This window comes from Desulfovulcanus sp., assembly GCF_982781345.1.
Map to the genome: position 1 here is coordinate 1 of NZ_CEYAEZ010000025.1, position 15,573 is coordinate 15,573.

The window sequence follows — 15,573 nt, forward strand, 5'->3', positions numbered from 1 at the left end:
ATAAAAAGAATATTCATTTATCCTAAATGTACCATTATGCTCTGCCCGCAAGCAAACTATAGATGGATCCAGACATTTGCACCAGCATGAAAGAAATCAGGATTGAAAAAATTATAAAAATTTTTCCTCTATTAAGTAAGGTTTGGCCACAGATTCTTCTATCTTTTTCTTACCAATAGAAAAATTTCCGCCCTCTTTTTTAAATGTCCGGCTATATATTCTGCACGGCTACCTGAACCGCAAAAAAGGTCAAAGTGGTTACCATTAATGGCTCCGCCCCTATCCTGAGCCAGAACCAGACCTGAAAATTCCTTTTCTCTACCTTCATCAACCGGAAGTTGAGTCTGCAAAAATAAGACAGACCCCAAAGGGACAAAAGAATGATCACTAGCCACACTCACCCACGGCGTCAACGGCTGACCCATGCTGCCCATGGGACCATTATCACCTAAACGAAAAAAAACATAACTGGGATTAGTATATAAAAGTTCGTCAGCAATTTCTGCATGTTCCTTTAAAAATTTCCTTATTGATTGGAGACTGACATTCTCTAAACTTAAATAACCATTATCAGCCAAGACCCTACCTAATGATACATAGGGCCGGCCATTCTTCCCTGCGTATAGAACATGCTTAACCTGGCCGTCCGGTAAAACTAGCCGCCCTGATCCCTGAATATGCAGAAAAAAAAGATCTATTTTATCCTTGACCCAGGCAATTTCTAAGCCCTTTCCAGCGAGAACCCCCTGTCCATCAATTTCCGCTCTGGAATAATACGGCTTTATCTGTCCATTATCCAGACGATATACTAAACGCTGCCCCTGCCAACGAGGATGAAACAACCCCAGATCCACTGTTTTCAAATCATCCGGACAGGCGTAAACAGGGTAGGGGTATTCAGGAGATGGTTCAAGAGAGCCTTCCAGCCACGGTTCATAATAGCCAGTGAGCAAAACATCCGGTTTTAGCTCATAAAAATCAAAAAAGTCGCTTAAAATCTTTGGATCTTGATCCAGGCGGGGCAGGAGTTCAAGGAGTAGTTCCAGTGTCTCCTGCAAATCCAGCCAGGTAAGGGTTAGATCCGATCGTTTCAAAACCACCTCAGAGCCATTTTTCCGACGCACAAACTCCAAACTTCTTTGAATACTCGGCTTAAGTTCCTGCCATGATTGCAATTCTTGCCCAATAGGCAAACGTGGCAACCTGGATACTATCTTTCTTCCCTGCACATAATCAAAATAAGGCTTCTCCAGTGCCTTAGGAGCACAGCCCCAAACCAGAATTAAAAGAAGACAGCAAAGACATTGCCCCGCGGTTCGCAGCCTACATAAATAACTCATGCCCCCTGGTCTTCTCCTCTTAAAAGTCTATGGGCAAACCCCATTTTGACTACCAGATTAGAAATCAGGATTGAAAAAAATTTATGAAAATTTGTCCTCTTAAGTAAGGTTTGGGCCACAGACTCTTTAACCTTTTCTACCTTTCAGTCTTTTTGCCTTTTACCTGCTCTCATTTTTACCTCTCAATACTGGCATCAAAAAACTTACCGACTCCATACTCTCTACGGCGGAAAAACTTTTCCGGACTTGGCCCAATTATCTGCATTTCCGGATACTTGCGCTGTTCTTCCAAGGCAATTTGCATCTCTTTAGTGCAACCGGTAGAAAATGTAGCATCCTTCCCTGCCCAGATAGGCGGAACTTTTTGCCCCATGAGTTCAAAACTTTTCTCTATATCGGCCACGGTCTGGAACCTCCACACATCAATCAACCCGCTACGCTGAACAATCTCCCACATATACATCAAGTCGTCCCCATCCAGGCCCGGCTCAAAATGTTCGGCTGGATTGATAATAAAAGTGCCCTCCAGACGCGAGCGCAAATAATCCACAAAACGATTTAGAATATTTATGGCTACTCGAGTCTGTCCCGGGATGCTACCAACAATAGCACTATAAAACATGACCTTTTGGCCTTTGGCCTTGGCTTCTCTCATCTGTCGCTTGATTTCTTCAGCCTTGGCTATAATCTCCTTTTCCGTAACCTTACGTACACGAGGGCTCTTTTCTTTGAAGGCAAAATATAACTGGCCCTGTTTATCTCGGTAAAAAGCCAGAATATCCCGTGTAAACTTGTGTGAGGTCATAATGAGACGCCGATAGTTGCCTTCGCCCTTGGCAAAGATGAGGTCTGATTCTTTCCAGGCCCGTGCAAAGGTGACACTAGTGCGGCAGAGGTTCAATCTTTCTCTGGTGCCGTCAGAAATAACCACCAAATCATTTTCCCTGAGGGCCTTGAGCAGCTCTCTTTTGGATACCTGGTGATTCACCAAGAAAAAGGCCCCTTTCAACTCGTCGGCTAAAACAGGATCATTTTCATAATCCCAAAAAACCGGGTAGTCGTAGTAAAAGCCTTCTTTTAAAGCCAATATGACTTTATGCCCCAGTCTGATCAAGGACTTGATAATCATGATGTCGAAGAGAATTCCCCCCGCACTATTGGGCAGATACAATATTTTCAATTCTGTTTTTATGCCCGGCCCCATAAGTTTGGTCATGACCTGGTCAAATTCATCCCAAATTTTAGCCAATTCACCATTAACCAGGCTACTTTCCGGGGCAAAATGTTCGTTTTTCCAGATAGCATCCCATGTAGAGAGACAAAAAAGCCTTTTCAACTCCAAAAGATCCAGTTCCCATCTCAGGTCCTGAATACGCTGACACCCCATAGTGGAACTGGGGCAGGCACTTAAAAAACGAAAGAATAGAGGGCTTTCTATAACTCTCTTGGCCCTTTTATTGAATTCTCTTTTCCGGGCCTCAAATGGGTCCTGCTGGGCAGTCTGGCTTAAATAAATTGTCAAAAGCCTTTTTATTAACCTGGAAGGAATAACAAAAGGAGATTTAAATACTTTTTGAAATTTATGCCGGCATAAGGCCAGAACCTTCTTTTTAATGTACTCATCACCGGTAAAATCTTTGATCAAGGTTACCAATTGGCGCCACTTGGAGCGGTATTCTAATCGCAATTCCTCTGTCATTTTGGACGTTAACAGGTTCTTCAACATCCAATCACTACACGGCGCAAACACTTGGTTCTCATCAAGATCGACCATAAATCGCATTTGCTCCGGGGAAGCATTCTCACGCGGGTTGGCCAAATGCTCAATGTTATTTTCGGTCATGAAATGAAGCAGCCAGGCATCAAGATAAGGGTCTCGGCCATAGTAAAGTTCTAAGACCGATGAAATTTTAGGCAAATTGGGCAAGACCTACCCCCTGTTTAGAAATTTTCTTTGGACCAGCTTCTGGACAAAATCTACATTCTCAGGGCTGATCAGTTTAAATCTCTTTTCTGACTTTTCTATTTCCACGACATCACCAAAATTCAGGCTATACCCGGCTTGACCGTCAACAGTTAACATTATTTCCGGGTCTATATCCTGAATGTAGATACGGGCCCTTTCCCGGCCAGGCAAAACCAAGGGTCTAAAATTTTGCAAAAAAGGACAAATCGGAGTGACAACAAAGGCATCGAGTTCCGGATACACAAGAGGACCGCCCGCTGATACAGAATATGCCGTAGAGCCTGTAGGAGTTGCGAATATAAGTCCGTCCGCTCGAAGATGCCCGAACTTTTGACTGCCTAAGGTCAGGTCCAGATTAATCAACCTGGCCAGGCCTCCCCGATGAACGACCAGATCATTTATGGCCTGACCTTCTTTAAACACTTTCCCCTGGCGAATTACCTTAAAACTTAAAACCAGTCGCTCGGAAATACGGTAAGTTCCACCTAGAATAATTTCCAATTGTTCCTGCCAATTGACGGGCGAAATCTCGGCTAAAAAGCCCACCTGACCTAAATTAACACCCAAAAAAGGAACATCAGAGGCAGTGATCTTCCTGGCCACACTTAATATAGTCCCATCTCCCCCCAGAACCAAAATCAGATCCGGCTTTAGCGAACCTATATCGATTATAGTACTTTGAACTTGATTATCCAGTGTCCAGGATTTAAGATTCCTGGCCATTAGCCAAGCCTCAATCTGCAAAGCTAAAGAGAGGGCATCCTTATTTTGGGCCTTGGTAATGATGACAATATTTTTAAAATGATTGTACATAAGGAAACTCTAGCTAATCAAGCCAAATCATTCAAGTAAAAAGAAATCGGTGTGAGAGCCGATAAATTTTGCTCAAGAATTCTTTTACCCCCTAAAGTTTTCTTCTAACTTGCCGATACAGACGAATAGAAGAGGAAAACCATGACCATCAATCCCTTTCTTGTCAAAAACGTCATACGCGTCTATGATCGCCAACTGACCAATGGACGAAGAATAGCCAGACTAAAAAAATACTTGCAACAGTCTGGAGGGGGGGACTCCGTAACCATCTCACAAGAAGCAAAAAGAAGACAATTGGTGGAAAGGGTATCCAGAGAAATAATAGAGAACTTACTAACCTCTGACAGCAATAATCCTGTTGTGCAAGAAATAAAGTCTGAACTGGAAAAAGAGTTTAAACAGAGCCTAATTTTTCGCTATCCTCCATCCGGAGAAGAAATGCAAATTTTGAAGCTAGGTCCTCAGGGTCCGGAAGAATTAAAACCCGAGGAAAAAGATGCGGTCCTGAACAGGCTCTGGGAAATTACCCTGGTTAAAGTCAATGAAACCATGTTATAAGAGCCTGTGGCCAGACCCCATTTTAACCGCTGATTGAAAGTCATGGTTTCTGAAATGCATTACAAACGGCTTGGGTAAGCCATCTTGACGAAGCTTGCGGATAAGCAGAGCATCGGGATGAAAGGGCTAAATATTTTGGATATTGACCATAACTATCGATAATAAAAAGAATACTTGTTTACCTAAAATATCCCATTATGCTCTGTCCGCAAGCAAACTTTAGATTGGTCCAAGTCTTTGTACCAGCATGAAAGAAACCAGGACTGGAATAAACTATAGAACTTAAGTTGATAAAGAGGTTCGGCCACAGGCTCATAAGGGATTGAGAAACAGGAAATTTTTTCTTACCACTTAACCCTTTAATCCTAAATCCTTAATCCTAAAAATTTAAGGAGATAACTCATGGAAATAAAAAATATTTTAACAGGTATTCAAACCTATAAGCAAACTAAAATCGAAAAAGAGGAAAAGCCCTTATCAAAAAAGCAACATTCAATATCCACTGAGGATAAAGTTTCTCTCTCTTCAACTGCCAAACTTTACAAGACCGGTCTTGATACGGCCAAGCAAAGTCCTGAAGTACGTCTGAAAAAAATTCAGGAGTTAAAAGAAAAGATTGAGGCTGGAGATTATCATCCGGATGAGCAAAAAATTGCCCAGAAGATACTCGAGGATGAGATGGACTTGTGGATTTAATTTTTCAAATCATACGAACAATTACACCTACAAAAAATATACTGCCTAAATTTGCTGCTCTTTAGGAGGTGGGAGAATTATCTGTCTTTCGAGTCCGCCGAGATTCTTCACTTCAACTCGCCGAAGACCGGATTAATAATGAGAGGAAGATACTTTGTTCGATAATGATATCTCGATTTGTTGCGTAATTTTAACTTTTTATTTTACCGTTTCCGATAGCCCACAAAAAAACTCTTTTCGACTTCTTAACTTCCTACCCTATCTCCCCCTTAACAACTCAACCTCTCGACCCGCCTACTAGTTCCTGCTTCTTACTATTTGCTTCCTGCAAATCAGCCAGGACAACCCTAGAAGCTCCGGTCAGTTCCACCTGAGGAACTTGCAGCCCCAACCGGGCCTTGGTATTAATCAAAATCGGGCCCGCCAAGTTTAAAGTTGTCTTTTCTGGTTCTCCAGGAGGGATGGTTACTGTAACCAGAACAGTCAAGTCATATACACTTTGCAGACGCAAAATCTTTTCTTCACTTTTTCCAATCACTACAGAGTAGTTGGCCAAAAAAGTATAGGGATCAGCCACAATCAAACCCAGTTTTGGGTTCTCAATGTTTTGTAGCAGAAGAAAAGGAGAATTTGGTTTGACCTGAAGCAGGGTAAACTCCCGCGCACTTTCAAACCCTATTAACCCCCGCGGGAAACGAAGGATTTTTTCTTCTTCTATAACAAACTGTCCTATACGTGATTTTATTTCTCTCTTTTCCATAAACTCGCTACTACCAAAAAATCATCTTCTCTAGTTAGCATGGCTTGCCTATTCTCGTCCTGGATCTTTTTGTACACTTCATCCCGATAAACAGGCAAATCTTCCGGCACTTCAATGCCAATTTTGACCTGCTTGCCCTTCAGGCCAAGTATGGTTATTTTGATATCGTCACCAATGTGAATACTCTCACCTGGTCGACGGGAAAGAATAAGCATTGTAGTAAAATATTTCCTAATTCAAAGTTCGTAGGTACCCTTACTGAAAACTTCTAACTAAATATATTTAACCAAACTCATGCGCATAATCATAGCCGACGACTTAAGTATAGCCTCATAAACAAACTGCTGCTGGCTCAAGTCGGTCATCACTTCAGCCACATCCACGTCCTCCAGCTTACTTAACCTCTCGGTCTTATTTACTTGGAGCCCGGACAGTACCGTATCCACAACATCCAAGCGATTTTCCCTGGCCCCGACCCTGGCCAACCGATTAGAAATATGCTGTCGTGCTGTCTCTATATTTTCCAAAGACTGAGCTATTGTATCCTGATCATTGTTTTCCAGAGCGGCCACAAATTTACCAAGAGTTACAAATAAATTTTTTCCAGGTTCAGTATCTGCAAAAGCAGGTTTAACGCCATATTGATTGTGACCACCAAATATTTCCCAACCAATTTCATTCATTTGAATAGTATCGCTGGGAGAAATCTCAACATCCAGGCTGGCTGTTTTGGGGTGAACAACAAATTGATCACCAGCCTTGATCTGGTCTTGAGTGCCCTTGGCAGAAAGATATAAATGTCCTCCGGGAATAAGCAGATCAGCCTCTGCCGTATTGGCTGTTGTCCCTTGAATCCAAGTGCGACCTCCATCGGTACTGTATGAGTAAACTATGCTAGGAACTGTAGGATCTCCCAAAGCAAAAGAAGTCTCTACTTTATTTCCTCCACTGTCCAGACCATAGTCAATGCGAACCATGATATCGGAGTCAATCTCACCCTGAGCATAGGCATTAATCTCTCCGCCATTCACCCGCTGTTGGACAGCGATACTGTTACTTAAAACATCAAAAGTAACTCCACTTGCATCTCCTGTCCCATTTAAAACCACCTGTCCATCAGGCAGGTCTATAACAGCCTGACCAACAGTCGTGCTTGCAGCTGTAAAGGTAGTTGTGTCTCCGGGTATCCAGGTCGTTCCCCCATCATAACTGTATCTGTAAGTCACATCTGCTGGTATGGACAGATCACCTGAAACAATCTCAACTCGCACATTCTTGTCAAAAGCGCCCTTAATGGTAGCATTAAAGTTCTCCGGGGAACCGGTACTATCAAATTTAACCGCGGCCTGTGTTTCTTCATCTCCCTTATAAATAGCTGTAGAAGTCACAAACAACCAGGTACCTTTTGATGTATCCAGGTTCGTCTCTGGACTTAGATCAACCTGGTATCCCTCTCTTAATTTTACTGTCACTCCACCCAGATCCAAGTCATACGGCCCGGCAGCAGAGATAGTTTTAACGCTCGACCAGGTTTTACCACCATCCCTGGAAAATCTATAATCGATATTATCAGTTCCTACGGTAGCCTGAGTGTTGCTAGAGCCAACAAATTGAACCAGGATTGAATGGTCACTATACCCGGAAATTTCCTGCAAATAAGGCTCAACATTCCCCTCCCGATCATAAACCATCATGCCCTTTTCATAGGCGTTGCTCTCTACTCTATGTCCAGCAAAAATAGATTTGCCTTCATAGGTTGTATTGGCCAAATTTATCATTTGATCAAAAAGCTGACGGGCTTCATAAGAAACAATCTCTCTATCTTTATCCGTCATAGTACCGGTTGCTGCCTGTTCTGCCAACTCTTTAAATCTGGTCAGAACATTATTCACCTGCAACAAAGTCTCGTCAGCAAGAGTTAGCCAACCTTTGGCAGTATCTACATTCTCCCGATACTGATCCAGAGCTCCTAAAGAATCCCGAAGATATAAGATCCTACTTGCCCCCACAGGATCATCAGATGGGCGATCAATTTTTTTCTGGCTGGCCATCTGCTTGTTCAGTTCCATAAGCTTTGAAGTAGAACTGCCCAACTGATTGATGATACTGCCATAAAGGCTGCTCTGTGTTACGCGCATAGTTTTATCCCCTCAAACCAAACAAACGCTTATGGCTTCAAAGCAAGTAAAGTCTGCATCAAGCGGTCGGCAGTGGATATAAGTTTGGCCGCAGCTTCATAAGCATGCTGAAACTTAATTAAATTACTCATCTCTTCGTCCATATTCACGCCTGAAACTGCCTGCTGCCGATCATTTAAATCATCCGCCAAAGTCTTGTTGTACTGAAAATTAAATTCAGACATTTCTGTATCTGCACCCACATTGCTGACCAGAGAGTTATAGTACTCTTGAATAGTTTGTGTTGTAGTACCTTCAAAACTAGTAGTAATACTAACATCACTATATTGCAGCTCAGCAATGGCTCTAGCTACCTGGTTATCTCCTGGATTTATTGCTCCATCTCCATTTACATGTCCTGCATTGATAAAATTAAGATTATTGCGCACCTGTGCATTTAATGATATACTGCCTGCATCGGTTCCGTCAAAAAAGGTATTTATCCCCAAAGCCGCAAGTAATCCAGAACTATCATTACCAAAGGCAAACTGATAATTAGTACTATCACTAGAATTATCTTTAATGACCAATTTATTATTCACAATTTCTGCTGTAAGGTAGCCACTAAATGTATTATTAATGGCATCTCGTACATTTTCAAGACTATGCACATTAGGATCAAAATTTTGTATGCCACTAGTTGTTGCATCAAAATCTAAAGGTCCGGAAACACCAGGTAAAAACTGGCCGTTTTCATCGTAAATATAAATATTAAAATTGCCCGCTTGAAGTTTATCCCCAAAGGTAAGTCCTGAAGAAAAATCACCTAATGGATTAACGGTACTGGTCACACCATATGTCCCGGTCACTGAGGAAAATTTTGTCAGGCCTGCGCCCTGAGAATGTAATCTGTTCACCTCCCAGACTAAACTTTTGGCCAATGCATCAAATTTTTCTCTGTAGCGGCCAACGTAATGATCCCGAAAATTAAAATAGCCTGCAATGCTTCCACCTACTAAACGCCGTTCGTTCACCGCACCATTACTGAATGTTTGAGGGGTGATATTCATGGCCGTAGAGCTATTTTTATACCAGTAAAGTCCCTTTTTGGGAATTATGGTAAAGCTATCTCCTACACTTAAATTCGAAGAGGCTGGATCCTGGGAATTACTTTTATCCCCAAACCAGATGGCAATATCGTGACCAGGTATACTAACACGATTATCATAATCACTAGCTGTAAATATCATCACATTGCCGTCTTCATCCCTAAGCCACGTTTGTCCGCCATCAATCGACACTTTAAATGTAGCCGCGCCAGCCAAACCATCTGCCGGGCCATCCGTAACAACTTCAATTGTATATTCATAATCAGAAGTGCCTTCAAAATAAATACTGTCAGTAAAGGCTGAATCGGCAGTTAAATTGGCAATGGCCTTTGGACCTTCAAACTTCAATCCAAAGTATGTGGTTCCGTCCACCAAGGTATGTCCGGCCCTGGTAGTAATAGTAACGTTCCCAACACCATTATCAATGTAATTGATATCAATTTTCTCGGCTAGCTCCCTGACTAGGGCTGCCCGCTTGTCTCTTTGCTCATTGGCGTTGTTCTTCCCGGCTTCTTCATGCATATTAATCTGACGATTTAACTCTGCAATCTGCTGCAAAATCTCATTGACTCTGTCCACATCCTGCGAAATGTAATCATCCATCTGCTTTTGTACATTGTCCAGGTCACCATCTATTAATCCCATTACATGGAGTAAATTCTGCGTGCGCCCTATCAAAGCAGTCCTGGTACTGGTGTCCTCTGGTCGCATAGCCAAATCCTGCCAATCCTGCCAGAACTGACTCAAAACCTCTCTTAACCCTCCATCCTCCATTCCGTTTAATAACCCTTCAACGCCACTTAAATAGGTGTGCAATTTATCCCACATCTCTCTGTTCGAAGCCGTAAAGTTATATTCTTCCTCAATAAACTGATCAAAGTGGCGAAAAACTTCCGCAGCCTTTACACCGGAACCTAGTTGCCCTGGGAAAGAATCAATACCAATGCCCTCTTCCAGACGTACTTCTTGACGACGATAATCAGGATTATTGGCATTAGCGATGTTATTGCCAACAACTTCAATAGCTGACTGGGAAGCAAACAGGGCTCCCCGACCAATATTTAACAGCGAACTAATGCCTGCCATTATAAAGTACCTCGAAGCAACGTAGCTCGGGCAGTTTTCTGTTGCCACCTGCCACGAGCCGAGTAAGTATCCTTATTACTGGGCAAAAGCCTTTCATACAAAAACTTGGTCAGTTTTGTAGTTTGTTCCGCCAATGCCTGAGCTAATTCTGCGTTTTTTGCCGCTTGCACAACACATTTCTGTTCGTTTTCTTCCAGGCTGCTAAAAAGATTCTCTATCTTAGCTTTCTCGCCATCACTCAGTCCGAGAATATAATCCTTAATGGACATGCAACCTATCTTCTGGAGTAAACTTTTTAACGCTTCCTTCTCGTCAACAAGCTGCCGAATTAATTCCTGGATTGAAAACTCAAGGGAGGAAATTTTTTTAGGGTCATGCCCGCGCAGGGCGGAAAATTCTTCCTGTAAAAGAGTCCTCAAAAGAACCAGGCCTTGCTTTTGCCTTTTAAGACTTTGCTCGATCTTCGCCTGCATGAACAACCCCCCTTTTTCGTGATTCACTAAGTCAAGAACTCTGCAATCATTCTATTTATTATCTGCCACACGTATTACTCATTTAGGCTTTATCTGCCTCTTTACCAATGCTCAAGCCGGCCAGTAATCTTTTTCTTACCTGCAAGGGATTCCAAGCCTGATCATTTTGTCTGAGTTCAAAGTGCACATGCGGCCCAGTGGAACGCCCTGTATTACCTGACAATGCAATTCTTTGGCCAGAACGAACAAATTCCCCCTCCCGGACCAAGTTCTTTGTGTTATGCGCATAAATACTTTGCCACCCATTTTTGTGCTCCAAAATGACCACCTGACCATAACCACCTCTTGAGCCGGAAAAGACGACTTTACCCGGCCAGCAAGCCTCAATAGGAGTTCCTTCTGAGACAACCAAGTCAATGCCTGCATGCCAGGCCTGTTGTCCTGTAAAAGGATCCAAACGCCAACCAAATCCGGAACTTACATGTGCCTGGACTGGCCAATGTAATTGAGGCAATGGACCGGTGTCTATGTTTATATTTTTTACCGGGTCAATTTGAAGAGATTCTTGCAAAGGACTCAGCCCACCTTTTCCCGACCTTGATCTGGCCTCAATTCGTCTAGCCAGGATATCTACTTTCTTTAACGGATCGCTTTCATGCTCCAGTGCATCCTTCAACTCATGAATACTTTTCTCAACTGGTCGAACCTTGTTGGTTGTGTTGCTTGTCTTGAGCTGTGGTTGACTTCTCTTAAGCTCATTTACCGGACCTGCGCCAGGATCAGTTTCAGCACTACTCTTTTCCAGCCTCTTTTGTAACTGTGAAAATAAAAGGTCGCCTAGGCCCAAACCTCCTCTTTTAGCCAATCTGGTTGATAACTCCTGGTCATATAAAGAAAGATAAATATCTTCTTCTTTGCTGTGAAGATAACCCTCTTTGGGCACAGTTGCTCGCATTTGCTCCCACAGCTTCTGAATAAAAATTGCCTCAAAATCAGCACAGGCCTTACGTAACTCTTTTTCCTGATTTTTCTTCGGCCTTAGATTTTGTTTCAACCTGGCCAATCGCTGCTGAAAAGCATTATCCTTGGTCTTTTGCGCAGCTATGATTCCCTGTTGCATTAATTGATCAGACATAACTATCCTCTTTGAAATGAGTAAAGAGAACTAAAATGTTATTTTTTTTTACTCTATAAAATAGGTTAGCGGAGAATTATTCTTTTATTTCTCAAACCGCTTTACTTTACCCCGCGTTTGGCGGGCTCATTCTGAGGGCCATCTCCCGTCATTCTGAGCGAAGCGAAGAATCTCGTAAATTTGTCTGAGATTCCTCGGGTCGTTTTGCTCCATCAGAATGGAGCCAGGGAACGTTTTAAGAAAATAAGTATCGTTATAACCAATTGACAGTATTAGTAATACAATACTCCCCTTGTATTACACCCCCACCCACACAAAAAAACCAAACACTCCGCATCAGTCGTCCCATCATAGGCGGAATTCCACTGTGTTCTATATCACTTCAAGCTTAGCATGCAGGGCCCCTGCTGCCTTTAACGTTCTTAAGATAGAAATTAAATCTCTGGGCGAAGCCCCAATTGCATTCAGTCCTTTGACAAGTTCTTTAATGGTCGCGCCCTTAACAAGAATCAAGTTACGCTGCTCCTCTTTGATGCTAACTTTAGTTTTGGACGCCACCCGAGTCTGGCCCTGAGAAAGCGGAGCAGGCTGGGATACTTTAGGTTGCTCCTGGACCACAATATGCAGGTTCCCATGGGCAATGGCCACCTTGGAAATGGTCACGTTCTCGCCCATGACCACCGTTCCTGTCTTTTCATCCACTACAATCTTGGCAGGACTGTCGGGACTGATATCCAAATTCTCCAATGAGGCCAGAAAAGGTATTAAATTGCCTCGAAATTTCTCCGGTACTTTTACTCTAACAGTGGAAATGTCCTCGGCCTTGGCCATATCCCGGGCAAAGCTATTATTGATCTTTTCTACAATCTGAGCCGTAGTTGAAAAATCCTGTGTATTTAAATTAATAACCACGCTGTCCTGACGATTAAATTTAAAGGGTACACCCCTTTCCACCATTGCCCCACCAGGAATGCGAGCAACGGTAGTAATATTTTTGCTTGCAGTGGCTGCTGCTCCTCCCGCGGAAAACCCACCCACGACCAAGGGTCCCTGGGCCAGAGCATATATCTTACCATCAATTCCTTTGAGTGGGGTTTGCAAAAGTATCCCGCCAAGCAAGCTTTTGGCATCACCTATAGAGGAAACAGTCACATCAAGCTTTGTCCCTGGCTTGGCCGAAACAGGCATTCTGGCCGTTACCATAACTGCTGCCACATTTTTTACTTTCAGGGCATTTTTATCTACCCTGACCCCCATATTTTCAAGCATATTCACCAGGGACTGAATGGTAAATTGGGCTCCTCTTTTATCTCCAGTTCCGGACAAGCCCACCACTAGGCCATAGCCAACCAACTGGTTAGTTCTCACCCCACCGAAAGTAGCTATGTCTTTTAAGCGAACAGCCTGACTTTGATTACAGATCCCCAGCAAGCACATCCCTGTTATTAAAGAAAATAATATTAGCTTACGTATACGCATAATCTGAAGCTCCCGATTTTTGGGCGATGAAAAAGGAGAGTTTGCGCTTTTCAGCTTTCACGACTCAAAATGGCCAAATATGGTCTAGAATCCTGGTTAGCCAACCTGGTTTTTGTTTGTCTGCCAAGATACCCTGCCCATAAATCTCTATATGGGCATCCGCCAGGTAATTAGAAGACACTGAATTATCAGGACCAATATCCCTGGACCGCACCAATCCGCGAACAACTATGATCTGCGTTTCTCCATTCACCCTGATTTGCCTGGCTCCTTCAATTTGCAAAATCCCTCCATTTAACACCTTGACCACACGGGCAGCCACGCTGGCTGAAATATCTGACTCTCTCTGGGTTTCACCATTGCCAGTAAACTTACTTACAGAACCAGCCTTAACCATAGGCGTAGTCCCCACTGTGCCCCGCGGGCCAATATTTGGTCCTGCTCCAAGAATAGAACCCAAAGGTACAGCTCGCATATGTCCAAGATCGAACAAATTCTGCACCCCAAGATTTATGGATGAATCCTTTTCAGACTTGGTCGTGGCCTTATTTTTTGCAGTAACTGTTTCTATTATATTGACCACGACAATATCTCCTACTCGTTTAGCCCGGTTATCAGTAAATAAATAATTGGCCTGGTCCGGATCAAAAAGAGAACCCGGATTCTCAACTTCCTCTTCAACAATATGCTCGGAAGGTGGCGGAGTAAACGCAGGCATGGGAGTTGACTGTTTACTTGCCGGAGCACAAGCAAAAATACTCAAACAAATAAGCACAAAAATCATTCCTTTTAGCATTTTTTCTATCTCCCAAAATTAATGGATGCGTCTGTAAAAAACGATTAAATAAACTATAATTCTTCACGCGTTTGCCGGAAGATTATTCGCTTGCGCTCAGCGTAACGACAATGGACATGTCATCTTGAATCCCACCCTCGGCAGATCCTACTTGTCCTCAAGAATAATTTTTTTCCAAACCCATCTTAAACAATGCGCCTGACCTTTCATCAATAGACAACCACTGTATTTTTATCCACGACCTTGGCCATTACCTGAATTTTACTTTGCAAATTCTTCACCAAAATAGACTGCCCCAAATTTCCATCCTCCAAAGCCATGGCAGGCACTACCAGAGAAACAAACTGCCCTTGAAACTGTAAATTAACTTTCTTTCCCCGACTGATGGTGGGAACAGGCTCTAGGTTAGACATGACAAAAATTTGTCCTTTGCCCACAGGACTCTTTACCCTCCATGGACCACCTCGTCCGTCCCAGACCTGTCCATGTACATAGGCCAAATTCTTTTTTTCAAAACGAACAGTGGTCGGATAAACAACTTCTCTTCTATTTAAAGGTTTAGCAGCACAAGGTACTGCCTTCCACACATCGATAAAAACAGTGCCGGTGTAACTTCTAACCAAATTTCCAAATGTATCTTCAACCAAAAAGCGTAAAGAGTTACGTCCCGGTCTTACCTCAGAAGCTAGCTCAATACGAATAGACTCATTTTTTTGCCAAAAAATTACTTCTGGCAAACGAAAGTCCCGAAAATTTATCTCGCCACCTAGAATCTTTACCTTGTTTGTCAAAAATGTGACGATTTTTTTTCTTAAATCTTCTTTTCCTAAACCACCTGCAGCCTGTTTTATGATTATCTGTTTGGGCAAAAAACAAACACTAGCAATATCACCTAAAAAATGAGTTAGCTTTGTTAAAAGGCTTTGCCTTGGAATAACCATCACTTTCTTACCAGGCACTGCCCACAATAAAACATCTTTCAACTCAGACCACTTTTTTTGGGCCCAATCCCCTTCCGGAACAGCTATTTCTCCAAACCTGACCCGCTCGCCTTGTACAGCTACCCATTCCTTGATCCAGAACCCCCCTCCCTCTTCCTGAGCCTGCCCTAAACCGGGAACAAACCAGTTCGCCACTAGCAGCAAACAGATAATTATTGTTTTCATTGTGTTCATCATTATGGTTTATTAATTTTGTTGGGCCTGTTCAGTGCTCTTTCCTACGTCCACAACCTCAATCCCATAA

At 42.9% G+C, this 15,573-nt stretch carries 14 protein-coding genes; 2 read left to right on the forward strand and 12 right to left on the reverse strand.

The genetic code is table 11. The features are described from left to right. Positions 1 to 158: 158 nt before the first annotated feature. The 3 genes from mltA to AC3WVG_RS05630 form a co-directional block, all read right to left on the reverse strand. On the reverse strand, positions 159 to 1,340 hold the full coding sequence (gene mltA / locus AC3WVG_RS05620) for a murein transglycosylase A (RefSeq protein WP_488797190.1): 1,182 nt from the start codon (positions 1,338 to 1,340) through the stop codon (positions 159 to 161). Between the two features lie 175 nt (positions 1,341 to 1,515). Next, positions 1,516 to 3,267, reverse strand: a complete 1,752-nt coding sequence (locus AC3WVG_RS05625) for an ARMT1-like domain-containing protein (protein ID WP_488797191.1) — start codon at positions 3,265 to 3,267, stop codon at positions 1,516 to 1,518. Positions 3,268 to 3,270: 3 nt separating this feature from the next. Continuing rightward, positions 3,271 to 4,119: an NAD(+)/NADH kinase gene (locus AC3WVG_RS05630; RefSeq protein ID WP_488797192.1), complete on the reverse strand. Its 849-nt coding sequence runs from the start codon at positions 4,117 to 4,119 to the stop codon at positions 3,271 to 3,273. A 141-nt stretch (positions 4,120 to 4,260) separates the two neighbouring features. On the opposite strand from AC3WVG_RS05630, the gene AC3WVG_RS05635 reads away from it, so the two are divergent. Both AC3WVG_RS05635 and flgM read left to right on the forward strand, forming a co-directional pair. After that, positions 4,261 to 4,677 (forward strand): DVU0524 family FlgM-associated protein, encoded by a 417-nt coding sequence (locus tag AC3WVG_RS05635; protein WP_488797193.1) that lies wholly within the window; start codon positions 4,261 to 4,263, stop codon positions 4,675 to 4,677. Between the two features lie 402 nt (positions 4,678 to 5,079). Further along, positions 5,080 to 5,373: a flagellar biosynthesis anti-sigma factor FlgM gene (gene flgM, locus AC3WVG_RS05640; RefSeq protein WP_488797194.1), complete on the forward strand. Its 294-nt coding sequence runs from the start codon at positions 5,080 to 5,082 to the stop codon at positions 5,371 to 5,373. Positions 5,374 to 5,650: 277 nt separating this feature from the next. Here the strand turns inward: flgM and fliW are convergent, their stop codons facing one another. From fliW to flgA, 9 genes are all read right to left on the reverse strand, one after another. Next, a complete protein-coding gene (fliW, locus tag AC3WVG_RS05645) occupies positions 5,651 to 6,133 on the reverse strand; it encodes a flagellar assembly protein FliW (protein ID WP_488797195.1) in 483 nt (160 codons plus the stop codon). Then, the gene (csrA, locus tag AC3WVG_RS05650; RefSeq protein ID WP_488797196.1) at positions 6,115 to 6,348 is read right to left on the reverse strand and encodes a carbon storage regulator CsrA; all 234 of its coding nucleotides are present in this window, start codon (positions 6,346 to 6,348) and stop codon (positions 6,115 to 6,117) included. Before csrA ends, fliW begins: the two co-directional genes overlap by 19 nt. Positions 6,349 to 6,405: 57 nt before the next feature. Then, entirely contained in the window at positions 6,406 to 8,271 is a 1,866-nt protein-coding gene (flgL, locus tag AC3WVG_RS05655; protein WP_488797197.1) for a flagellar hook-associated protein FlgL, read from the reverse strand. 29 nt (positions 8,272 to 8,300) lie between these two features. After that, on the reverse strand, positions 8,301 to 10,445 hold the full coding sequence (gene flgK, locus AC3WVG_RS05660; RefSeq protein WP_488797198.1) for a flagellar hook-associated protein FlgK: 2,145 nt from the start codon (positions 10,443 to 10,445) through the stop codon (positions 8,301 to 8,303). Beyond that, entirely contained in the window at positions 10,445 to 10,918 is a 474-nt protein-coding gene (gene flgN / locus AC3WVG_RS05665; protein ID WP_488797199.1) for a flagellar export chaperone FlgN, read from the reverse strand. Before flgN ends, flgK begins: the two co-directional genes overlap by 1 nt. 82 nt (positions 10,919 to 11,000) lie before the next feature. After that, positions 11,001 to 12,053 carry a peptidoglycan DD-metalloendopeptidase family protein gene (locus tag AC3WVG_RS05670; protein ID WP_488797200.1) on the reverse strand — a complete coding sequence of 351 codons (1,053 nt, stop codon included), beginning with the start codon at positions 12,051 to 12,053 and terminating at the stop codon, positions 11,001 to 11,003. Positions 12,054 to 12,425: 372 nt separating this feature from the next. Then, positions 12,426 to 13,532: a flagellar basal body P-ring protein FlgI gene (locus AC3WVG_RS05675; RefSeq protein ID WP_488797201.1), complete on the reverse strand. Its 1,107-nt coding sequence runs from the start codon at positions 13,530 to 13,532 to the stop codon at positions 12,426 to 12,428. A gap of 64 nt (positions 13,533 to 13,596) precedes the next feature. After that, the gene (locus tag AC3WVG_RS05680; RefSeq protein ID WP_488797202.1) at positions 13,597 to 14,328 is read right to left on the reverse strand and encodes a flagellar basal body L-ring protein FlgH; all 732 of its coding nucleotides are present in this window, start codon (positions 14,326 to 14,328) and stop codon (positions 13,597 to 13,599) included. A 209-nt stretch (positions 14,329 to 14,537) separates the two neighbouring features. Continuing rightward, complete coding sequence (gene flgA / locus AC3WVG_RS05685; RefSeq protein WP_488797203.1) at positions 14,538 to 15,494, reverse strand: flagellar basal body P-ring formation chaperone FlgA; 957 nt, start codon at positions 15,492 to 15,494, stop codon at positions 14,538 to 14,540. Positions 15,495 to 15,573 lie beyond the last annotated feature (79 nt).

What these genes read in the sequence shown, in the direction of transcription:
- mltA (WP_488797190.1), bottom strand. Translation starts at nt 1,340, where the DNA reads ATGAGTTATTTATGTAGGCTGCGAACCGCGGGGCAATGTCTTTGCTGT.
- AC3WVG_RS05630 (WP_488797192.1), bottom strand. Translation starts at nt 4,119, where the DNA reads ATGTACAATCATTTTAAAAATATTGTCATCATTACCAAGGCCCAAAAT.
- AC3WVG_RS05635 (WP_488797193.1), top strand. Translation starts at nt 4,261, where the DNA reads ATGACCATCAATCCCTTTCTTGTCAAAAACGTCATACGCGTCTATGAT.
- flgM (WP_488797194.1), top strand. Translation starts at nt 5,080, where the DNA reads ATGGAAATAAAAAATATTTTAACAGGTATTCAAACCTATAAGCAAACT.
- fliW (WP_488797195.1), bottom strand. Translation starts at nt 6,133, where the DNA reads ATGGAAAAGAGAGAAATAAAATCACGTATAGGACAGTTTGTTATAGAA.
- csrA (WP_488797196.1), bottom strand. Translation starts at nt 6,348, where the DNA reads ATGCTTATTCTTTCCCGTCGACCAGGTGAGAGTATTCACATTGGTGAC.
- flgL (WP_488797197.1), bottom strand. Translation starts at nt 8,271, where the DNA reads ATGCGCGTAACACAGAGCAGCCTTTATGGCAGTATCATCAATCAGTTG.
- flgK (WP_488797198.1), bottom strand. Translation starts at nt 10,445, where the DNA reads ATGGCAGGCATTAGTTCGCTGTTAAATATTGGTCGGGGAGCCCTGTTT.
- flgN (WP_488797199.1), bottom strand. Translation starts at nt 10,918, where the DNA reads ATGCAGGCGAAGATCGAGCAAAGTCTTAAAAGGCAAAAGCAAGGCCTG.
- AC3WVG_RS05670 (WP_488797200.1), bottom strand. Translation starts at nt 12,053, where the DNA reads ATGTCTGATCAATTAATGCAACAGGGAATCATAGCTGCGCAAAAGACC.
- AC3WVG_RS05675 (WP_488797201.1), bottom strand. Translation starts at nt 13,532, where the DNA reads ATGCGTATACGTAAGCTAATATTATTTTCTTTAATAACAGGGATGTGC.
- AC3WVG_RS05680 (WP_488797202.1), bottom strand. Translation starts at nt 14,328, where the DNA reads ATGCTAAAAGGAATGATTTTTGTGCTTATTTGTTTGAGTATTTTTGCT.
- flgA (WP_488797203.1), bottom strand. Translation starts at nt 15,494, where the DNA reads ATGAAAACAATAATTATCTGTTTGCTGCTAGTGGCGAACTGGTTTGTT.